The 21,240-nt window shown below is 58.3% G+C and carries 15 protein-coding genes and 1 pseudogene; 8 read left to right on the top strand and 8 right to left on the bottom strand.

Features of this window, described 5'->3' with window-relative positions:
- Positions 1–152: 152 nt before the first annotated feature.
- Positions 153–482 (top strand): hypothetical protein, encoded by a 330-nt coding sequence (locus tag QP109_RS02800; protein ID WP_101628747.1) that lies wholly within the window; start codon positions 153–155, stop codon positions 480–482.
- 41 nt (positions 483–523) lie between these two features.
- Positions 524–886 carry an Rv3654c family TadE-like protein gene (locus QP109_RS02795; protein ID WP_243381318.1) on the top strand — a complete coding sequence of 121 codons (363 nt, stop codon included), beginning with the start codon at positions 524–526 and terminating at the stop codon, positions 884–886.
- 603 nt (positions 887–1,489) lie between these two features.
- Here QP109_RS02795 and QP109_RS02790 read toward each other — a convergent pair.
- Genes QP109_RS02790 through QP109_RS02780 form a run of 3 tightly spaced genes read right to left on the bottom strand, consistent with a single transcriptional unit; the run spans position 1,490 to position 5,123 of the window.
- Positions 1,490–4,186 (bottom strand): DEAD/DEAH box helicase, encoded by a 2,697-nt coding sequence (locus QP109_RS02790; RefSeq protein ID WP_285023181.1) that lies wholly within the window; start codon positions 4,184–4,186, stop codon positions 1,490–1,492.
- Positions 4,183–4,662 (bottom strand): YbjN domain-containing protein, encoded by a 480-nt coding sequence (locus QP109_RS02785; RefSeq protein ID WP_285023179.1) that lies wholly within the window; start codon positions 4,660–4,662, stop codon positions 4,183–4,185. The genes QP109_RS02790 and QP109_RS02785 overlap by 4 nt, the downstream gene beginning before the upstream one ends.
- Positions 4,662–5,123 (bottom strand): YbjN domain-containing protein, encoded by a 462-nt coding sequence (locus QP109_RS02780; protein WP_285023177.1) that lies wholly within the window; start codon positions 5,121–5,123, stop codon positions 4,662–4,664. Before QP109_RS02780 ends, QP109_RS02785 begins: the two co-directional genes overlap by 1 nt.
- Positions 5,124–5,428: 305 nt before the next feature.
- On the opposite strand from QP109_RS02780, the gene QP109_RS02775 reads away from it, so the two are divergent.
- The 4 genes from QP109_RS02775 to QP109_RS02760 all read left to right on the top strand — a co-directional run bounded on the left by QP109_RS02775 (position 5,429) and on the right by QP109_RS02760 (position 11,194).
- The gene (locus tag QP109_RS02775) at positions 5,429–6,418 is read left to right on the top strand and encodes a phosphatase PAP2 family protein (protein WP_101628725.1); all 990 of its coding nucleotides are present in this window, start codon (positions 5,429–5,431) and stop codon (positions 6,416–6,418) included.
- Between the two features lie 279 nt (positions 6,419–6,697).
- Positions 6,698–8,617, top strand: coding sequence for a ribonucleoside triphosphate reductase (locus tag QP109_RS02770; protein ID WP_285023175.1), 1,920 nt, complete (start codon positions 6,698–6,700; stop codon positions 8,615–8,617).
- Positions 8,614–9,456 (top strand): anaerobic ribonucleoside-triphosphate reductase activating protein, encoded by an 843-nt coding sequence (locus QP109_RS02765; protein ID WP_285023174.1) that lies wholly within the window; start codon positions 8,614–8,616, stop codon positions 9,454–9,456. Before QP109_RS02770 ends, QP109_RS02765 begins: the two co-directional genes overlap by 4 nt.
- Before the next feature lie 163 nt (positions 9,457–9,619).
- Positions 9,620–11,194, top strand: a complete 1,575-nt coding sequence (locus QP109_RS02760; protein WP_285023173.1) for a variant leucine-rich repeat-containing protein — start codon at positions 9,620–9,622, stop codon at positions 11,192–11,194.
- A gap of 211 nt (positions 11,195–11,405) precedes the next feature.
- Here the strand turns inward: QP109_RS02760 and QP109_RS02755 are convergent, their stop codons facing one another.
- Positions 11,406–12,551 (bottom strand): acyl-CoA dehydrogenase family protein, encoded by a 1,146-nt coding sequence (locus tag QP109_RS02755; protein WP_101628722.1) that lies wholly within the window; start codon positions 12,549–12,551, stop codon positions 11,406–11,408.
- A gap of 146 nt (positions 12,552–12,697) precedes the next feature.
- On the opposite strand from QP109_RS02755, the gene QP109_RS02750 reads away from it, so the two are divergent.
- Positions 12,698–13,393: a LytR C-terminal domain-containing protein gene (locus QP109_RS02750; protein WP_285023172.1), complete on the top strand. Its 696-nt coding sequence runs from the start codon at positions 12,698–12,700 to the stop codon at positions 13,391–13,393.
- A gap of 438 nt (positions 13,394–13,831) precedes the next feature.
- Here QP109_RS02750 and QP109_RS02745 read toward each other — a convergent pair whose 3' ends face one another.
- From QP109_RS02745 to QP109_RS02735, 3 genes are all read right to left on the bottom strand, one after another.
- Positions 13,832–15,133 (bottom strand): App1 family protein phosphatidate phosphatase, encoded by a 1,302-nt coding sequence (locus tag QP109_RS02745; RefSeq protein ID WP_285023170.1) that lies wholly within the window; start codon positions 15,131–15,133, stop codon positions 13,832–13,834.
- A gap of 418 nt (positions 15,134–15,551) precedes the next feature.
- Positions 15,552–16,631 (bottom strand): putative endonuclease domain-containing protein, encoded by a 1,080-nt coding sequence (locus tag QP109_RS02740; protein ID WP_285023169.1) that lies wholly within the window; start codon positions 16,629–16,631, stop codon positions 15,552–15,554.
- Between the two features lie 556 nt (positions 16,632–17,187).
- Positions 17,188–18,477 (bottom strand): MFS transporter, encoded by a 1,290-nt coding sequence (locus QP109_RS02735; RefSeq protein ID WP_285023168.1) that lies wholly within the window; start codon positions 18,475–18,477, stop codon positions 17,188–17,190.
- A gap of 150 nt (positions 18,478–18,627) precedes the next feature.
- On the opposite strand from QP109_RS02735, the pseudogene QP109_RS02730 reads away from it, so the two are divergent.
- Positions 18,628–18,918: pseudogene (locus QP109_RS02730) on the top strand (alcohol dehydrogenase); the annotation flags it as partial.
- Between the two features lie 521 nt (positions 18,919–19,439).
- On the opposite strand, the gene pgm reads toward QP109_RS02730, so the two are convergent.
- Positions 19,440–21,110, bottom strand: a complete 1,671-nt coding sequence (gene pgm, locus QP109_RS02725) for a phosphoglucomutase (alpha-D-glucose-1,6-bisphosphate-dependent) (protein ID WP_285023167.1) — start codon at positions 21,108–21,110, stop codon at positions 19,440–19,442.
- Positions 21,111–21,240: the final 130 nt, after the last annotated feature.

Here is a 21,240-nt window from a genome sequence, read left to right as displayed (position 1 = left end):
CGCGTTGGCCTTGTCAGCGTCTGTGGAAACGAGGGCTCGAAAAGGTGCGATTCGCCTGGTGTGTGCGTGGAGATACGCATTTCAGGCACTTCCATGCTCGTGTAGCCGATGGGGCAAAACGGACACAGCGGAGTCGCGATGAAACAGGTTCAGTGACGGTCGAATTGGCAATCGGTTTTGTTGCCATCGCATTGATGCTGGCACTGGTGTTAGGTGTTGCCTCCACAGTGTTGGCGCGTCAGAGCTTGTGCCATTCGGCAAGTGAAGCAGCGCGTGCCGCGATGATGGGAGTAGCGAATCCAACCCAAGTTGGAGCGACAGCATTGGGCTCTCTTGCCCACAAAGGGGCAAGTGTTTCAGTTGTCGAAAACGGTGAGTGGGTTGAAGCTCGCGCCACGTATTCAGGGCATGCGATTTCAGGACTGACCATTGGCGACAACACGTGCACGATCAGAGCCAAAAAGGACTCGTTGGTGCCATGAGAGCGTGCACTACACCGCCCAATCGGGGACCTCGTAGACGGGTGCTGGAAAAGGAAGAGGGCTCGGGCACGATCCTCGTTACCGCCATCTGTGCGCTGGCGCTGATCTGCCTGCTGGTCATTGTGTTCGCTGGTGCACTCTATTCGGCGAAAGCTCGTCTGGATGCGATCGCTGACCTTGGGGCGCTCGCGGGCGCGGATGCGTCGGCGACTGCGCAATGGGAAGACGTGGGGTCCAGACCGTGTGAGCTGGCGGGCGACGTGGTGGCTCGTAACGATGCGGATCTCGAGAGTTGCGAAGTGGTCGAGTCGGATACTCGAATTGTTGTCAGACAGTCGGTTGTTGTCATGAGTATTCCGGTGACGCTTCGTTCCCGTGCGCGTGCCGGGCCTGTGAACGAGTGAGGTGAATGTGAGACCTGATGTTTGAAGGGAGAAAATCCCAGAGAACTTTAAGGAAGACTCAATGGTTTCCCAAGGAGAGCTCGCTACTGTAGTAGGCATCAAGAGGAAAGCAGATACGAAGGAATTGGACGCTTCGTAACTGACGGAAAGGGCGCTATTCGAAGACTTGACTGTGTTGATGGGATACCACAAGGGGCTAAGCCGTAAGGCTTAGCCCCTTGTGGTATCTAAGCTACCTTGTTTATGTGTGGTTGTACCCAGTGAGTATCTGGTTGCGGGTAGAGGCTGACGGTTTTGGTTGCTCCTTCAAGCCATAGCCTTCAACCCACAGCATTTTCATAGCTAGATTCAGTGGTCTTCTCAGGTTGGGTGTCTACATTAATAGTCATCACAAAGGAATACGGCGAACGAACCACAAGGGTTCGTCACTGCCGACGGAATTGTTGAGGAGACGCTATCGGGAGACTCTTTCTGTGTTGATGGGATGCTCTAAAGGGCCAAGCCGCAAGGTTTGGCCCTTTGGAGCATCTACGCCACCATCACGTGGCGTATTGCCAGGATCAGACCACACTCTCGAAAAGCTCAGTTGCACAAAGAAAAGCTTCAGGCTCCCGGCGCACGCTCGGCAAGGAACCGCGTCAGAACAATGGCGCCAGCCTTCGACAGTGGCTCATTCCCATTCCCACACTTCGGACTTTGAACGCACCTCGGGCACCCGTCCTCGCAGTCGCAGGATTCCAGGGTTGAAAGCACCATCCGCATCCACTTGCCTGCGTTCTCAAATCCAGCGGAAGCATACCCAGCTCCACCACGGAACGCATCGTGCACAAACACGGTCGGCAGACCTGTGTCATCATGTTCCGCGGTTGACAGGCCACCCAAATCCCAGCGATCACACGTAGCCAAAAGGGGCAGGAGCCCAATCGATGTATGTTCGGCCGCGTGCAACGTTCCAGACAGATCCTCGTTCCCGATTCCTAATTCGCGCAACTGCACCTGAGCGGCCGGCGATAATTCGTGCCAGACCGCTTTCGTTGGCAGAGTATGCGTTGGCAGCTGGAGCTCGATGTTGCGAATGAACTCAAGCCTCGGCAGGCGCAACAGGTCGTAGTCAGTCACGCGCGTCGACACGTCCACACTGCCAAACGACCAGGTCACAAGCCCATCGTCGGACGTCCACGTGTCGTCAACCGACGTGATCGACACGGACACACGTTGCTTGGCACGCGTGCGCAGAGGAGTGCGGACCTCTTCGACGAGCGCAATCCGTTGCTTCTCCTCAGGGGCCGGTGGCGCGATGTAAGAGATAGGTCTAGGCCGAGCGGACGAGGTGCCGGCGTCGGGTTGGCCCCCAAAAGAATCACCGGCCGGCTGTGCGAGCGCGCCCGCACTCCGCTCCCGTGGCATGCCCCCGCCACTTCGCGCTTCCTTGGCAGGCGCGGCGCTCGTCATCGGCGAATACTCCACGACGTGGTACGTCCGCCCCTGATGCACGTAAATCGCGTCGGCAAAAAGGTGTGCATCTGCGGATCCGGCGTCCATCGTGCCGATCACCGCGCCTGTGCGTGCGTCGATAATCTGCACGTCTCCCGCCCCGCCTCGCAGGTCAGTCAGGTCGGCGGGCCTCTCTTGACGGGTGGCGTCCCAGTACCAGCCGGTTGGTCGTTCGCGAAGGTAGCCCTCGTCGGCAAGCTGGCGTGCAAGAAGTGGGAACGAGGCTCCAAACAGCGCCAGGTCTTCACTATCTGTGCGCTCGGGTGACAGCGGGATTTCCGAGGCTGCCGCACACAAATGAGGCGCCAACACCCACGGGTTGGTGGCATCGATGACGTTTGCTTCGACGGGGGCAAAAATCTGATCTGGGTGGTGAACAAGGTATTCATCCATCGGGTTATCGGACGCAACCAGAACAGAAACGCCCGCTTCCCCTGCGCGCCCGGCGCGACCAATCTGCTGCCAGAGCGACGCGCGCGTCCCCGGCCAGCCTGCAGTTACCGTCGCGTTCAAACCGGAGATATCGAGCCCCAACTCCAGAGCAGACGTGGTGGCAACCGCACGCAATCGCCCGCTTCGCAACGCTGATTCCAAGGCGCGACGCTCCTCAGGTAAAAAGCCACCGCGGTACGCGGCAACACGCCCGGCCAGAGGCGAACCATGGGACGAGAGCGAATTCCGAACCTGCGCAGCAACCGACTCAGCACCCGCACGTGAACGAACAAATGTCAGAAGACTCGCGCCCTTTTCGATCATCGCGGCAGTCAGGGACGCGGCCTCGGTCTGCGCAGAAACGCGACGCATCGGCGCTTCCAAAACGGTCTCTTCCCCTGCGACCGCTTTCAAGAATGCGCTCATATCCACTTCGGCCTCATCGGGGACGAGGCGCCCCTGCCAGAGGAACAACTGGTGGTCTGAAGCGGGCGAACCATCATGAGTCACGCCGATGCATGGGCGTCCGGTCATAGCTTGGCCAACGGCCTCGGGATCGCGGATTGTCGCCGACAGCATGATCATGATCGGATCAGCACCCAGATGGTGCGCGATGCGGAGCAGACGGCGGATGACCAGCGAAATGTGTGCGCCGACGACGCCTCGCCAATGGTGAAGTTCGTCAATGACGATGTATTTCAAGGAAGCCAGGAATCGCGTCCAGCGTTCGTGGCCGGGGAGCATCACGTAGTGCAGGTAGTCCGGGTTCGTCGCAATAATGTCGGCGTTGGCTCGTGCCCAATCCTTTGTTTCCCGCGGAGTATCACCGTCTGCGGTCACCGCGCGAACCTGACGCAGAGCAGAATCAGAGGGCGCAGCTGACAGTAACGCACCCAGGTTTGCCATTTGGTCGGCGGCCAATGCCTTCGTCGGCGAAATATACAGGCAGGTCGGGCGACGACGAATCTGCGAAATACGCCCAGAGTCTTCGGCGTTCACCAGATCAGAGAGGATCGGGGTCCATGCTGGTGCAGACTTACCAGACCCTGTGCCCGTCGCGAGGACAACATCATTGCCGGACGCGATGGAATCCAGCGCCTCAACCTGATGAGACCAAGGGCGAAGAGCACCTCGTGCTTTCCATGCTTCTACAACGTCGAGTGCAACCCAGGTGGGCCACTCAGCGGTGCGCTCGGCCCGCCCTTCGATGACGTGCATATCGATCAGACGATCATCGCCCGCACCGATATCCATCAGCAGACGCGCAAGATCACCGGTATTCGGGGACGGAATTGGGGTGAAGGAGGCGTCGGTGCGCGCAGGTGTTTCACCACCGGATTGACCGGCTATACCCGACGCGGGAACCTCGTTCACTTGCGTGGGTCAGTCCAACCGAGAGTCTGCTCGGCGGCCTGCTTCATGTATTCGATTGCCTTCAGTCCCGTCGAAATACCTGCGTCAATGTTTTCGGACAGCTGGTCGTTCGAGATCCCGGCGATCGTGTCGATGCTGAAATCAGCGCACACCTGTAGGTTGCCATCCTCGTCCGGCATTGAGTAGACGGTCGGGAAGTACATTTCGCGGTTCCACGAATCTGCGGCGGCAAAAACTTGCTGGCTTGATGACGCAAGCGGAATGTCGGCTGCCCACATCGCGCGGATCGTGATGAAACGGTTCGACGTATCCAGCATGATGAGGAATGGCGTCGTATCGAACATGGCGCCGGCAACACGGCCTTCGCTGACTTGTTCCAACTGGAAGTTCTTATCTGAGAATGCCTTGAGCAGACGGTCGAAAGTAATCGGGTAGGGAGTCTGATCATCGTTTGGGACGGCAAAGGGAGCGCTCATCAGTTGTCCTCCTGAATATCAAGCTCGTCAGACCACGTGATGAATTCCGGAAGTGCTGCTTCCAAGTCGGTAATAAACGTCAGGATCATCGACATCGACGATTCCCAGAACGCATCCAGCTGAGCCTTCGTGAACCCCTGCGACGCGACCACATTGCACTCGGCAATCAGGCCGAACTTCCCGGCATCTTCGAGCGGAGCAAGGTATGCCTTGGGCAGGATGCGCGACGAGTTGCACGCCGAAACCTCGTTGACCAGTGCGGTGAACTGAGCGTCGTCGGTGGCAATTCCTCGCCACTGAGCACGCAACTGCAACACCTGCGGGTTCGACATATTCCAGAAGAAAACGGCGTTGCGCGTCGGGATCGCGAGTTCGGCCTCGCCGTATTCCCCGAACGAAACATCGCGATCGGAAAGCAACTGCCGAATCCGCTCGGTGTTGACGGGCGTCGTCGTGGGCATTCAGATTCTCCTGAAGATGAAGGAACGAGGCCGTCCATCGCCACGGATCGTGATTCGGCGAACGACGTTCGAAAGAGTTGGTTTACTCTATCGAAGTATGCGTACGCCGGCGCGTTCAAGCGCGCTTGTTCACGCCTGACCCGCTCTGTTCAGCGGATATGGGCGGGTTATCGATAAGGTATGTGCGTACCGTTTACTTGTATAGACCACGAAAATGGTGCGGACAGTCCCAGAGTCCTGCTTCGACACTTTCACCAGATGAAGCGGACAGTTCAAGGCAACAGGCACGAAGAGGTGACACGCGTATGCAACGCCCAAACGTTCCCCAAGCGCGCCAGCCTCAACCATCGCGCCTCAATCGACCACGAGGCACGCAAGCAGGCGCGGCCTCGTCCCCAACTAGCCAGGCACCTGCCCGCGGGACGTCAACGGGCCACTGGTATGCGCGCCGGCTTCGTCGAAGGATCGTTTCGGCGATCGCATGTGTGATCGGCGCAGTTGTTATCAGCTATGTCGCCGTCACGACGCCCGCTGGGCAGGCTCTGGACACCCTGTTCATGGAAGCCGCGATCCGCTGGAGTGACAGCGCAGGCAACCTGACGCATCTGATCACATCCATTGCATCTGTTCCCGTGATGATCATCGTCGGCGCAATCGTGTTTGTTGTGGCAGTGATCCGTCGTCGCCCAACATTGGCGGGTCGAGCAATGTTTGTCGTGATCGGGGCTAACGCAACAACTCAGATCGCAAAATACCTGCTGGATCGGCCAAACCTCGGCGTGACAACAGACGTTGCAAACTCCCTGCCATCTGGGCATACAACAGTTGCCATGGCGATCGCGCTTGCTCTGGTCATGGTTGCGCCACCGTGGCTTCGCGCACCTTCAGCGTGGGTTGGCTGGGTGTGGACTGCCCTGATGGGGATATCGGTGATGATCTCAGCGTGGCACCGGATCGCGGACGTCGTTGTCGCGTTCCTGATTTGTGGCGCCTGGGCGCTGGCATTGGCGCCGATTGAACACCGCACACGACATATCGGCGGGATGCGCACGTACGTCGCAATGGCCTTGGTGATTGGCTTTATCGTTGCCTCGATCTTGACAGTTGTGGCGCTTGCGGGCGTAGACGTGTCAGCGGTCGCAAACCCCGGACCGTCCGGATACGGCTTCGCCGAGTTCCTTGAAGAATCTCCCAGTCGCGCGCGCATTCTGGCTATCGCGGGCACACTGTGGGTTGTTGTGATTTCCGGCTGGGTCATTGATGAGGTCGATTCACTCAGTGGGAACGAACGCTAATTTGTGTTATCCGGCGCGTGCCTAGAGTCGACACTCGCCCGCCTTCAAAACGACGATCGGGACGTTGGTCCCGTTTTTGCGTTGGTGTGTGTCGTGATCGAAAGATACTAGGGCGTGTTGCGTCAAAGAGACTCGATTTCACTTGAGCAACTACATATAGTGGTGAGCGTTTCGCGCAAGCACTAGATGTAGTGTTTGCGTTCGTGTCTGACCGTTGGGAACGCACCGTTTCCACTGGTCAGAGCTTTTCCTCAACGAAGAATCGCCAAAGGTCAACCAATGAACGCCCCTGAAAAAGCCTCGCCATCCACACTATCCCCGCTCGCGGAAAACACCAGCACCCAATTGCGCTATGACGTTGATGCGCTGGGAACTGTCGACGAATACCTCGACCGTTCTGACTGGCGAGTCAACGCAAACGCGAACCAGGGATACTCGCTCGGTGGCCTGATCCTGAATTCAGCCGGCAAGATCATTGCGAACTACTGGCTCGAACAGGTCTACACCTCCGAAATTGGCGAAGCGCACCGCCGGGGTGACTACCATATCCACGACCTCGACATGTTCGCCGGCTACTGCGCAGGCTGGTCGCTGAAGCGCCTGATCCAGGAAGGCTTCAACGGTGTGGGTGGTGCGATTGCTTCCGGCCCGCCCGCACACTTCTCTTCCGCATGCGGCCAGATCGTGAACTTCCTTGGCACCCTGCAGAATGAATGGGCCGGCGCTCAAGCGTTCTCCTCGTTCGACACCTACATGGCGCCCTTCGTCCGCCTGGACAACATGGAGTACGACGAGATCGTCCAGTGCATGCAAGAACTGATCTACAACCTCAACGTTCCGTCGCGCTGGGGTAGCCAGTGCCCGTTCACGAACCTCACCTTCGACTGGACGTGCCCGGATGACCTGGCAGAGGAATACCCGCTGATCGCCGACGAGGTCTGCGATTTCACCTACGGCGAGCTCCAGCATGAAATGGACCTCATCAACCAGGCCTTCATCGAGGTCATGACCGGTGGTGACGCCGACGGTCGCGTCTTCACCTTCCCGATCCCGACCTACAACATCACCCCGGATTTTGATTGGGATACGCCGAACACGGATCGCCTGTTCGAAATGACGGCGAAGTACGGCCTGCCCTACTTCCAGAACTTCATCAACTCCGACCTTGACCCGCACATGATCCGCTCGATGTGCTGCCGCCTGCAGCTTGACCTGCGCGAACTGCTCAAGCGCGGCAACGGTCTGTTTGGCTCGGCAGAATTGACGGGTTCAATCGGCGTGGTGACGATCAACATGGCGCGTCTCGGTTACCGTTTCGCCGGTGACGAAGCAGCCCTCATCGCTGAACTCGATCACCTCATTGACCTTGCCTCACAGTCCCTTGAATTGAAGCGCGAAACGATCCAGTTCCACATGGATCGCGGTCTGTTCCCGTACTCTCGTCGCTACCTGGGAAGCCTAGACAACCACTTCTCAACGGTCGGCGTGAACGGCATGAACGAGATGGTCCGAAACTTCAGCCACGACGATTACGACCTGACCGATGAACGCGGTTTCGACATGTGCGTCCGCATCCTCGACCATATTCGCGATCGCATGGTGGAGCTTCAGGAAGCCACAGGCCACCTCTACAACCTCGAAGCGACGCCGGCTGAAGGTACGACCTACCGTTTCGCGAAGGAAGATGGCAAGCGCTACCCGGGCATCCTGCAGGCGGGAACCGCGACCGAGCCGTACTACACGAACTCGTCCCAGCTTCCCGTTTCCTACACGGACGACCCCTTCCAGGCTTTGGAGGATCAGGAAGTCCTGCAGTCGAAGTACACGGGTGGCACGGTTCTGCACCTGTACATGGGTGAGCGTATTTCGTCCGGCGCAGCGTGCAAGGAATTGGTTCGCCGTTCCCTGACTGCGTTCAAGGTCCCGTACATCACGATCACGCCGACCTTCTCCATTTGCCCTGTTCACGGCTACTTGGCTGGCGAGCATGAGACGTGCGAAAAGTGCGCCGCCGCCCACCCGGATCGCGAGCCCCAGCAGTGCGAGGTCTGGACCCGCGTCATGGGCTACTTCCGCCCAGTCCAGTCCTTCAATATCGGCAAGAAGGGCGAATACGCTGAGCGCACAATGTTCAGCGAGGATGCCGCTTCCCACCACGGCGAATTGGTGTCTGCGTTCCCGCCGGTTGGCGAGCGGTGAACACTGGTCAAATCGGTCTGACGCTCGCTTCCGGGCCTCGTGAATTTACCCCCGACGACCTGCAAATCGCGGGACTTGTCCCCATGTCGACGGTGGACTGGCCGGGAAAGTTCGTCGCGTCCGTCTTCTGCCAGGGGTGCCCGTGGGAGTGCGCGTACTGTCAGAATTGTGCGATCCTCGACCCGAGAATCCCGGGCGTCGTCGCGTGGGATGCTTTGGAACGCCTACTCGCGCGACGGCACGACCTACTTGACGGCGTCGTCTTCTCTGGCGGGGAAGCGACACGTCAGTTGGCGCTCATCCCCGCAATGCGACGTGTTCGAGACCTAGGATTTGCCGTCGGACTGCACACCGCGGGCGCTTATCCCGCGCGCCTTCGCACCCTCCTCGAAGAAGGGCTCGTCGACTGGGTCGGCCTGGATATCAAGGCACTCCCCGAGAACTACCCGTCCGTCGTCGCCCGCCCCGCCAGCGGAGAAAAAGCGTGGGAAGCCCTCGACATCCTGCTCGAATACGCCGATGATGCGCGTCGCGGTGCGCACGCCAGCCGAGTCGTGGGGGACGAGGCCGGGACCCGCGCGCACGTTACGCCTGTCGTTGCCGGAGTTGATTACGAGGTCCGACTGACCGTCTACCCCGGAGGGCCGGGGGATGGATTGGATGTCGCTCTCGCTCTCAAAGAGCGCGGGGTAGCCTCGTTCGCGCTCCAGCAGGCTCGCGCCCAAGGAACCCCCGATACCTTCGTCGCCGAACAAGCGGGATGGGATGAGCAAGTACTGGCGCTCGCGGATGCGTGCGAGGCGCTCGGCTTTGAAACCTTCACGCGCCGGCTTGCTTGAATGCCCTAGCTGTCGGTGACGTACCTTCATAGAGCGGACATGAGGTGAATGCAGATCGTTTCACGTGCACGAACACCGCGATTGGCCCATGGTGAACGCTAGAGTGGATTGCACAAGCGCAATGGTCGCAAGACAACTCTTGTCAAAGATATGAAGGAATGCCATGGCTACGCCTGAAAATGCTCCCGATGCGGTACTCGCTGTCGCGGACCCCAACACCAGCGCAGAGGATCTTCGTCTGATTGCTGCGGTGCGTCCAGACTTGCATACAGCAATCGCAGCCCACCCGAATGCCTACGCAGGCCTGCTTGACTGGATGGAGTCACTTGGCAATCCAGAGGTTGTAGCCGCAGTCGCACAGCGTCGCGCATTCGATGCGGGGGCTGTGCCAGCTAGCGCACCTACGGCTCAGCCGACCGATGCGTCAACCCAAACGTTTGTTGATGCGATTGAACAGCTGGAAACTCAGGTACACGAGCCGGCAAAGGACGTTACTCTTGAGCCTACTCAGGTCGAAGAAGAGCCAGAAACCACGGTTGACCACGTCACCCTTCAGCCCGAGACCGTCGTAGCTACGTCCGAAGAACTGGCAGTTGACGAACCGGTGTCTGAGGTTACGGAAACTGAAGAAGACGAATCCGAACAGGCTGATGCAGAAGAGCCCGAAACTGGAGAAACCGAAGAGGTCGCCGTCGAGTCGCAGCAGATAGCTGAGTACACTGCTCCCGATGCTGATTCTGACGCGATTGCCAGCGAAGGTATTGACGCAGAACAACCCGCGCCCGAACAAGTCGAAGAAACCCCCGTCCGTCAAAGCATCTTCCCAGAATCGACCGTGAATGCCGAAGATGGCGATCATACGACGGTACTCCCCACGGTGAATGACCCTCAGGCAAGCGAAACAGATTCATTCCCCGCAGTGGATCAGGGAACTCAATATGCGCAAACGCCAGCGTATGCGCCGACGCACCCCCAATCCACCATGCCCACTCAGGGGCAGATGCCCGTCGGCTACATGCCCGCAGGTGCAATCCCGCAACAGGGATACCAACAGTCCATGAACTATCAGGGACAATACCCCGTTCAGGAGGTGCCAATGCAGCCTGCAAAGAACTCCACGAACAAATCACTGGTGATCATTCTGGCCCTCCTGGCGGTGATCGCGATCGTTCTTGCTATTGGAGTTGCTGGAGCATTCGCCGGTTGGTTTAATTCAGGTTCGTCGAGCGACACGTCCGCTGATTCAATGACGCAGTCGGCTCAGACACATTCGCAGACGCAAACTCCCGAGCAACCGCAGTCGGCCAAGCCAGAGGTAAAAGAAAAGTATCCGGCACCGTCAAGCGCCGAGGTTGCTGATACGTTCTCAGCTCCGTCCGGTAATATCATCTGCACTCTTGGCGGAGACATGGTTTCCTGCCAGATCAATGAAACCCACTGGACTGGCGCGGCCGGGTATGAGGTGTGTGGTGACAACCGAGGCGCACTCTTCACTGTCGACTCCAAGAACACGAATTATGCCTGCGCCAACATTGCCCCGCCGATGAACGGCAAATACATCAGCTCCCTCGCGTACGGTTCGTACGTGAAGAACGGAAATGTCGCCTGCATCTCAACTCAAGACGGTATCTCCTGCTGGAACACGATTTCCGGCAAGTCCTTCGCTATTGCTCGCGAAGGCTGGATGTTCGATACCAAAGGTGAAATCCTGCCGTCCCAGTTCATCTGGAACCAGTGAACTCCATGTCTGAGTGCCACAACTAGGGAACACGCGAGTAGGGAACACGCGAGCGCCTCATAGGCTCGCACCCCTGAAACGCACCGGCGCCCCTCACACACTGTCGTGGTGTGAGGGGCGCCGGCCTCGTCAATTGGGGAAAACTGCGAACTGGACTATCTGCACCGACTGGCTGATCCGCGTAGTCTTCCCGCTTGTGTCGAGGTGAGCCTTACTTTTCGATCGGGCCAAGGACCACGTTCGCCCACGCGCCGTGCAGTGATTCTTGATCCGATGGCTGGAAGAGGCCGGCGAGAGCATCACGGTAGAGGCGAGACAGCTCGTGACGGTTGTAGTAGGACGAGCCACCGCACGCGCGAATTGCCTGCTCAACTGCGCGAAGAGTGGCCTCGGCGGAAGCATTCTTTGCCGCCGACAACTGTGGCATCCAGATCGGACCACGGTCAACACCGGCATCAATGTCGCGAGCAAGCTCGCGGATCTGCGGGCCAACCGCGTTCATTGCCAACGCGGCCTCGGCGATACGCCAACGAATATCCGGATCGTTCGAGTAGACCGTCTGGTTCTTCACCGACGTGCGAGTCTTCACGTGTTCGGCAGCGACCTCAACCGCACGCTCACCCACGCCCTGGTAGGTGGCGCCCAGCAGAATTTCGAAGTTCGAGAAGATGCCGAAAACAACCGGATCCTTCGACGGGCCGGGCTCGCAACGAGTCAGAATACGATCAGCGGGCACGTGAGCACCCTCGAGGATCGTCGTATTCGACTGGGTTGCACGCATACCGAGCGTGTCCCAATCATCCTTGATCGTGAAACCGCCATCTTCGCGGTGCATGATGCCGAACACCGAGTGTGGGCCGTCCTCGCTCGAATCATCGCGACCGAAGGTCAGCAAGCGCGTCCACACGGGAGCAAGAGACGTGAAGACCTTCGTACCCTCGAACGAGTAGCCACCCTCGCCATCCGGCGTCGCCTTCGTGATCGAACCGAAAAGAACCAAGTCGTTGCCCGGCTCGGAAATGCCGAAACCGAAAAGCTCACCGGCAGCCGCGTCGCGCAGGATCAGTTCGCCGCGATCGTTTCCGTTGCGCACGAGGTGACGGCCGAGGCCCACGATGATGTGGTGCATATTGATGCCAAGCGCCGTGCCCGGAGCTGCCTTCGCAAGTCGCGTCTGCTCCGCTGCAATTTCGACGAGGCTCAGGCCAGCGCCACCGTATTCCTTCGGAACAAAAGCGGCTAGGTAACCAGCGTCGCGCAGGTCAGCCAGATCATCTGTCGGGAACGTGTTCTCTTGGTCGTGAACGGTAGCGCGCTCGTGAATACGAGCAAGCAGGTCATCAGAGAGGAAACCCATCGTGGTCCTTTCACACAGTTAGCTTTCCCTAACACGCTACTCTTTCTGGACGAAACTGCACTTCGGCTTTCAAAAGCGAACGTACGACAGACCATAGTTGTGTTGCGAACCCGCCGAATCGGGCACTTTTCGAGTAGGTTAAAGACGTGAGTCAACCGCATCCCGCACTTAGCCCTCGTCAGCGCTTCCTTCAAGAACGCCAGCGTCGCCAAAACGTGACGTTCGCCGTGACGATCGTCGTCATGCTTGTTCTTGCATTGCTCAGCGCGCTGGTCCTGACGGGAATTGTTCCAGTTCCCTTCGGCAACTCCTTCTCGAAAGCAGAAAAGTTCGCCACCAGCGGTAAAGTGCCGTGCCCACCGGAAGAAACACTCCCGGTTGACCCCGCATCGGTGAAAGTCCAAGTTCTGAACACCACGTCGCGTCAAGGCATAGCCTCTGAGGTAACAGAAATGCTGACCGCAGCAGGCTTCGCTCCCGCTGAACCGGGCAACTATTCCACCGAATACGCTGGAACTGTTGAAATTGATACCGGCATCGCTGGCGTTGTTGACGCATACACGGTCGCGCGATTCTTCCCGAACTCGAAGGTCATCCTGACCGACGCAACCGACAAATCTGTCACCGTTCTGCTGGGCACGTTCTATGACGGTGCATTGAATGCTGATGAAATCCAGCAAATCCTCAACTCCACCGATGCTCTTACAGCTCCTGCCCAGTGCCTGCCCCTGTCTGACGATGATCTTGAGCGGATCGCAAACGGCGGGCAGTCCGGCGCACAGTCTGGCCAGTCCGGCGCACAGTCTGGCCAGTCCGGCGCACAGTCTGGCCAGTCCGGATAATCGGGCGAAACCCCTGAGTCCGGTGCCTCCTCGACCGTCGACGTGGCACCTGTGCCGGAGGAAAGCAACACTCCATCCGCGTTGGGTCATGCAACGCAGGAGCAGGACGTGGACGGGCAGTAAAGCTACGTCTGCGCGGTGCCTGGAACTACACGAACTGCACCTAGCGCGACGGATCTGCGGTTTTCAGGGCAAAGTGTCGCCTCAGGTGCAGCCGGGAGCAGAAAACCCGCCTTACCACGGCACCACCTACACCCCACGCGACACATCCAAGCCCTTTGGCGCGAAAATGTCGCACCAAGTGCAGTCCGGAGCAGACACAAACACATCGCCCCGACAAGGTACAAACAAGCTCCCACACAGCCCAAAGATTGCTTGACCCGCGCAACACTCATGGTTGACCTCACCTCAGCAGGCGCGGCCTCGTACCCCAGCACCCTAGAACACGGAACGGAAATGCTCCCCCAACGCGTCCCCATCTGAGCCGAACCACACCGGAATCGAACTCGGCACCGTGCGCAACGCATCCGGATACAGACATTCGAAAGTACCGTGCGACATGAACTGCTCAATCTCCGACAATGAGCGGATCGCAATCCCCGCAACATTCTCAGGATGCTCACGCGCGAACTCAGCGTAAATCTCCGGATCGCGCTGCCCATCATCGCCAACCAAATACCACTTCATCGACGGGAACATCCGAGCAAGCCTTCGCAACTCTCGACGCTTATGCTCAAAACCCGAGCGGAACCAACCCGTATTCGACGGCCCAAAATCCGTCATCAAGAACCCGCCACGCGGGTAATTCAGGCGACCCAGGAAGTCGCGAAGTGCGGGCACAACATTCCACGCGCCCGTCGACAGGTAGATAAGAGGGGCGTGCAACGCCTCGTGCTGGGAGTCGGCGGAAGTCTGGGGGGTTTGCGGGTCAGCTGAGGTTACGGGAGTTTGCTTGCCTTTGGTTTGGGGGTGGGTGGCTTGCGTGTGAGTCGAAGCTTGGGGGACTGTCGATTCAGCCGAAGCTTGGCGGTGCGCCATGTCCGCTAAACACGTCAGGAAGCCCGCCATCCCAGGAACAGCCTCTCGCGACGACACACGGTCAACGAAGGAATGCCTCGCGGCAGTGAGCAAACGCGGGAGCATCGTCACCATCACCGTGTCATCAATGTCAGACACGACGCCAAACTTTTCGTTATCACCAGCGATGCGTAGGGAAACGCGAACGGGCTTCCCCGCGCGGATCCTCTGCGACCCGTGTCCCGTCTGCCCCGACAGGCGGAGGGCATCTTGCGTTGTCAGGCTCTCGCCCTCGCCGATGCCTAGGGTATGAAGATCCCCCTCGTGTAGAACCTGAATCCACGCGTCATGCCAGCCCGGCGTCAGACCATGCCCCTCGACGGTCAGGTCAATGTAGCCACCGCGATCAGCGAAAGTAATTCGACGTTGGCGACCAACCGTGACCAGAACAGGCTGACGAGGAACCTGGGCATCAAAGAACTGACGCCACCCGCGTCGCTCGACCAGCCACGAACGCTGGTCGGCGGTGCGTTCCATGATTACGCGCCCCAGGATGCGCGCTCTACGCGTGGAGCCGTGGCCACCGAACCCGACAATGCCGGGGATGAAGCCCCACTCTTCCAATGCACGTGCGAGGATACGGGAGCTCGCCTCGCCAACTGACGAGGTCAGTGCGAGCAGAAATGACGGGGTTTCGTCATCGATAAGCGGTTCGGCGAACATGTATCTCCTGAGGGTTAGCTTCCATTGTGCCCGATTTGCTGCCCGTCCGCGTCCTGCTCCTGCGTTGTGGCAGTGGCTACGGTCGGGTTTCTTGGCACCAACTGCACCTGACGCGACATTTTTGCCCTGAATTGTGTGGTTCCGTCGCGTGGGGTGTAGTTGGTGCTGTGGTAAGGCGGGTTTCTTGGCCCCGACTGCACCTGACGCGACACTTTTGCCCTGAAAACCGCAGATTCGTCGCCCTAGGTGCAGTACGTGCCACGCGACGCCACCGGATCTCCGCAAACGTCGTCAGATGCTAGCAACTAGTGCAACAGAACACCTGGATGTCACCACATACTCCCAAGCCCGCCGAATCTCATCGGCACTGGTTGCGAAGTCACCTCGTCTTAGACTGCTCTCATTATTCTCATTATTCTCAGTGAGATCGCCGTGGCGGGGCGCAGTAAGGAAGTTTGTATCCATGCCTTGCGCAACGCTCCTTGAATTCTCCGATGTATTGCTCGGGGTGATAGAGGTCAGTCCATCGGACTCGGATGATTGTCCATCCGAGGGATTCGAGTACGCGCTGTCGTCGACGTTCTTCCTCTTCAGAGCGGTGGACTTCTTCCAATGTATTGCCGTATTTCGCTCGTCCGTCGAATTCAAACGCAATCATGAGATCGGGTAGTGCGAGATCGAGGAAGTAATGCAACTCGTTGATAGTGACGTGATATTGGGTTTCCCAGCCGCCAATTCCTGCGCTGAGCAGTTGGTACAGCATGAGTGCTTCACCAGGAGACTCACATCCAGGGTTTGCGTTTTGAAGAATCCAACGTGCTCGTCGGATTTTGGTTCCCGAGTCTCTTTCAGTTTCAAGGCGTTGCAGGAGACGCCGGCGAGTCTGCTCGGTGGCTTCTTTTGTCGCATGGTCGTACCAACCTATCCGAAGTAGGTGTCGTAAACCCGTGCAGGCCAGCACAAATGCTTGTTCTTTTCCGTCGATACATGCCGCAGAAATAATCATGTCTATGGGTTGTTGAACCCAAAATGATCCGCGTTGTTCGGCTTGTGTCGAGGTAAAAGCACCGGAGCGGACCAAGGCTCGTGTGCTTTCAGAAATGACCTGACCTTCGAAGATAACCGCGGGTAGGACCTGTGCTCTGCGCTTGTGTTTGTGGAGGTCGGCTAGTTCGATGGCGGGTGTGCTTCCGTCAAGTGGCTGAGGAAAGGATAGCCCTCTAAGGAGTGCCGCGCTTCGGCCTATGGCCATGAGATTTGGGTGTCGTATCAATACCGCCAGCGTTCGGGCGATTTCTATGATTTGTTTGCGCTGATAAGGCAGGGTGAAGAGCTCAAAGACTTCGGTTTTGAGGTGGATGCTACGTGCGATGAGAATCGTCCCAGTCGAGGGTCTTCTTACACCTCGCCCAGTTTGAATCAGGAAGTGTGAAACGAGTGCTCCGTTAATGTGCGGTGCCATCTCCTCCCCCCCCCCTTCTTGTTGGCGGATCTGCACTCATGATCCTTATGTTGCTGAAATAGTGTTGTGTGCGAAGTAGGTACTTGTGGATAAGAGATGTTTTCTGCATTTTGTGGATAACTCTGGTCTTAGGTTGTGAAGTGGGGGTTCTCTGTGGGCTATGGGAGAGGTGGTGGTTTGATGGAAACTTGTTCGGGATGGGGGCGTGTGAGCACCCCTCGTGGTGGTTGGTATTCGGGTCGGAAGAGTCGTGTGTTGGTGGCAGGCGTGCGGGTTCGCTCGTGGTACGAGGCCGCGCCTGCTTAGGTGAGGTCAAACCATGAGTGTTGCGCGGATCAAGCAATCTTTAGGCTGTTTGGGAGCTTGTGCGCACCTTGTCGGGGCAATTTGTTCGTGTCTGCTCCGGGCTACACCTGACGCGACGGATTAGTGTCTGAGGGCTTGGTTTCGTCGCGTGGGGTGTAGTTGGTGCGACGCGGAGGCGGGTTTTCTGTTCCCGGCTGCACCTGACGCGACATTTTTGCCCTGAAAACCCCAGATCCGTCGCCCTAGGTGCAGTACGTGTAGGTCCAAGCAATGCGCAGTTGAAGCTTTACTGTCCGTCTGCGCCCTGCTCCTGCGTTGCATGGCCTGACGCGGAGGGGGTGTTGCTTTCGTCCGGCACGGGTGCCACTTCGGCAGTCGAGGTTGCGCCACTCGTCGCATTACGCACGATCTTCAGTCCAGCCAGCATAACCAGCACCATTAGCCAGGCTGCGACCACCATGAACAGATATCCGCCGTGCGATCCGCGCGCGTCCACGGCAGGGCCGGCAAGCGCTGATCCGATGGACAAGCCGAGGTTGAGGGAGGTCGACATCCAGGTGAGTCCTTCGGTGAGGGATTCAGAGGGGACGACTCGCGCGACGATCATATTGACGTTCGTCATGGTGGGCGCGCATGCGACGCCTGCGATCAGCATGATGACGGCCATGACGGGGAGTGAGTGTGCCAGAAGGTACGTGCTTGACCCGATGGCGAGTGCGAAGACGCCGATCGCGTAGAGCTTCCACATGGGGGCTTGCCAGGTGCGCGAACCATAGACGAGCGCAGCGAACATTGATCCTAGCGAGAAGAGTGCGAGCAGGACGCCCGACATTGCCGGGTGGCCGAGTGCGTCCGCGAAGTCGACGACGGCAACGTCGTTTGCTCCGAACATCATGCCAGCGCCGACGTAGGTAAGGGCGAGGACAATGACGGCAGGTGTACGGATCACGGATGAACGGCGGTGACCGGTGGGTCGAGGCGAGGGTTCAGGTTCGGTTGCGCGCTGGCTAAAGAATCCGAGGCCTCCAATGAGGACAAAGACGACGATCAGGATGATGCCGAGTGCTGGGTGGAAAACGGTGCCCAGGACTGTCGAGAGTACGGGGCCGAGCGTGTAGACGACTTCGTCCATCGCGGATTCGTAGGCGTATGCGGTGGTGAGTTGGCTGGGGCGTCGTACGGTTTTTGCCCAGCGTGAGCGGACGAGCGCGGAAGGGGATCCCCAGGTAGCTCCGGCAAGTGCCGCGAAAAGGCAGACGAGGCCGGGATACGCATGAAGCAGTGCGACCGCAAGCATGCCGGACACGCTAGCGACAGAAATGATCAGGGATGGCACCATGATTTTTGTTTGGCCGTATTGATCGACCAATCGGGACAGCGTGGGTGCGACCAGAGCTGTCGCGATGATGTTCACGGCGGATACTAGGCCGGCAAGGGTGTAGTTGCCGTAGGTTGCCTTGATCAGCAGGATGATGGATATACCGATCATCGACATGGGCAGTCGCAGGATGAGCCCGGAGATCGAGAATTTCCATGCGCTGTTGAGGCGTAGAACTTCCGCGTATGACTTGAACACCTTTGCATTCTAGCGATGTGGTGAACTGGCCTCATGGAGGGGTTGCTCACCCCTATTCGGTGACCTCGAAGGTTCCCTGTTGGCCCTTTCGACGTAACTTATGGCGTGGTTGACGAAGTTGTCGTGGCCGGTTTCGAGGCCTCACACGCGGATGCGCTTGCTGACGGCGGCCGCATAGTACCCATCGGCTTGGGCGCTGGCGTGCAGACCGCAGGAGTGGAGATTAACCGCACGGTACGCCGCTCCCAATCCATCCTCGGCTCATACGGCGCACGCACCCGCCAAGACCTACCTGCGGTAGTTGAGCTGGCCTCTGAAGGCGTCATTAACTACAAGGAGATCGTCTCTAAGCAGTTCTCACTTGAACAAGCTGACGAAGGCTACAAGGCGCTACGCGACCAAAAGATCCAAGGCCACCCAATTGTGGACATGAGCCTGTAACGCCACTCCTAGACCAATCAACTGCCCTCGCTGTTGGTTCTCAACAACGAGGGCAGTCCTATATCTATTACAAGAGCGCTTGCTAGCAGCAACATTCTTCAGCGCAACGATCCACGACAGGGTTAATAATCGTGCCGGAAAATCCAGGGTTAAAGGACAAATTGTGTTGGGGAGGTAGTCCCAGGTGTTGTTGTAGGGGGTGGAGTGGTGTAGTTCGCTCCATGCGATGACGTCTGCCCATTTTGGGATAATTCCATCGGTTTGGTGTTTCAGTCTGGCTTGTTTCCAGGCGTTTTCTATGTAGGTGTCGGTAGGCATGGTTTTAAGGATTCGCACGGCTGATAGCAGGGACGAAGCTGTCACGGCAAGGCCGTTCTTAACGAGGCTACTGAGCTGTGCCTTCTTAGCCCATGTGGCGGTGAGTATCCCTGCTGGGTCAGATCGGTTTCGCAACACAGGAGGCCGGCGGGATTCTGGTGAATCCCGCCGGCCTCGTCAAGCGAATGTCTTGCTACTCAGACTTAGCCAAGGGCGTCAGACACAACCTTCTTCGCGGCCTCCTGGACCTGGGCAAGATGCTCAGCGCCCTTGAAGGACTCGGCGTAGATCTTGTAGACGTCCTCGGTGCCGGACGGGCGAGCGGCGAACCATGCGGACTCGGTCGTCACCTTCAGGCCACCGATCGCAGCGTCGTTACCCGGGGCGCGCACCAGCTTCGCAGTGATGGCCTCGCCAGCAAGCTCCGTTGCAGTCACGTCGTCAGACGACAGGGCTGCAAGCTTTGCCTTCTCTTCACGGTTTGCAACCGCGTCAATACGGGCGTATGCCGAAGCACCGAAGCGAGCAACCTGATCATCGTGCAACTGCGATGGCGTCTTACCGGTGACAGCCGTGATTTCGGAAGCCAGCAGAGCAAGGATGATGCCATCCTTATCCGTCGACCAGACCGTGCCATCCTTGCGCAGGAAGGAAGCTCCGGCAGATTCCTCGCCACCAAAAGCGACCGACGCATCAAGTAGACCGGGGACGAAGTACTTGAAGCCAACCGGAACCTCGATCAGCTTTCGGCCGATGTGCTCAGCAACGCGGTCAATTAACGACGACGAAACAAGGGTCTTGCCGATCGCAGCATCCGCCGGCCAATTCGGGCGGTGTGTGAACAGGTACTCAATCGCAACTGCCAAGTAGTGGTTCGGGTTCATCAGACCGTCGGGGGTGACGATGCCGTGACGGTCTGAGTCAGCATCATTACCGGTAGCAATGTCATACGGAGTCTTGTCATCAGCGTCCGGCGTCATTACCTGACGTAGGGAGGCCATTGCGTATTCGGACGAGCAGTCCATGCGGATCTTGCCATCCCAGTCCAGCGTCATGAACGGCCATGCCGGATCAACGGTCGGGTTCACAACCGTCAGATCCAGGTCGTAACGCTCAGCAATCGCTGCCCAGTAGTCAACCGATGCACCACCCAGCGGATCGGCACCGATACGAACATTGGCGCGACGAATCGCGTCAATATCAATGACGGTATCCAGCTGGTCGACGTAGTAGGTCAAGTAGTCGAACTTCTCCAGGTGCTCATCGTTGAACAACGAGGTGCCGATGATGCGCGGAACCTTGCGCCAGCCATCTTCTAGAATCTGGTTTGCGCGGTTCGCGATCCAACCGGTGGCGTCCGTATCAGCCGGACCGCCGTGAGGCGGGTTGTACTTGAAACCACCATCGCGCGGCGGATTGTGCGACGGGGTAACAACAATGCCATCAGCCAAGCCCGGGCCGGATGTGCGCAGAGCCTTGGGCGCGCCATTGGCGCCAAGGATGGCAACAGAAACCGCCGGGGTGGGCGTGTAGGAATTACGAGCATCAATCTTCACGCGCACACCGGCGGCAGCCAGAACTTCAAGAGCAGTGCGCCAGGCGGGCTCGCTTAAAGCGTGGGTATCGCGACCGATAAACAGCGGGCCATCAAAACCCTGGGCTGCACGGTACTCAATGATCGCTGCGGTGGTTGCAACGATGTGTGCTTCATTGAAGGTGCCATTCAGGCTCGATCCGCGGTGACCGGACGTACCGAATGAGACGCGCTGTTCGACAGTGGCCGGATCAGGCTCGATGTCGTAGTAAGCGGAAACGACCTCGTCGACGTTAATGAGGTCTTCTGGAAGGGCGATGGTGCCAGCTCTTTCATGCATGGTTACAGTTTGACACTCGAGCGCCGAAATGGGGAGTCATTTTCGACTGGCGAAACAAAATGAGCAGATGAATAGGTAAGTGGAGCCGGCCTCGTCGATGAATGAAAAGCGAAAAGTGACAGTATTCGTG

This window comes from Pauljensenia sp. UMB9872, assembly GCF_030212665.1.
GTDB lineage: Bacteria > Actinomycetota > Actinomycetes > Actinomycetales > Actinomycetaceae > Pauljensenia > Pauljensenia turicensis_B.
This window is presented reverse-complemented; position numbering and strand designations above follow the sequence as displayed.

What these genes read in the sequence shown, in the direction of transcription:
- QP109_RS02760 (WP_285023173.1), top strand. Translation starts at nt 9,620, where the DNA reads ATGGCTACGCCTGAAAATGCTCCCGATGCGGTACTCGCTGTCGCGGAC.
- QP109_RS02785 (WP_285023179.1), bottom strand. Translation starts at nt 4,662, where the DNA reads ATGAGCGCTCCCTTTGCCGTCCCAAACGATGATCAGACTCCCTACCCG.
- pgm (WP_285023167.1), bottom strand. Translation starts at nt 21,110, where the DNA reads ATGCATGAAAGAGCTGGCACCATCGCCCTTCCAGAAGACCTCATTAAC.
- QP109_RS02745 (WP_285023170.1), bottom strand. Translation starts at nt 15,133, where the DNA reads ATGTTCGCCGAACCGCTTATCGATGACGAAACCCCGTCATTTCTGCTC.
- QP109_RS02770 (WP_285023175.1), top strand. Translation starts at nt 6,698, where the DNA reads ATGAACGCCCCTGAAAAAGCCTCGCCATCCACACTATCCCCGCTCGCG.
- QP109_RS02755 (WP_101628722.1), bottom strand. Translation starts at nt 12,551, where the DNA reads ATGGGTTTCCTCTCTGATGACCTGCTTGCTCGTATTCACGAGCGCGCT.
- QP109_RS02780 (WP_285023177.1), bottom strand. Translation starts at nt 5,123, where the DNA reads ATGCCCACGACGACGCCCGTCAACACCGAGCGGATTCGGCAGTTGCTT.
- QP109_RS02775 (WP_101628725.1), top strand. Translation starts at nt 5,429, where the DNA reads ATGCAACGCCCAAACGTTCCCCAAGCGCGCCAGCCTCAACCATCGCGC.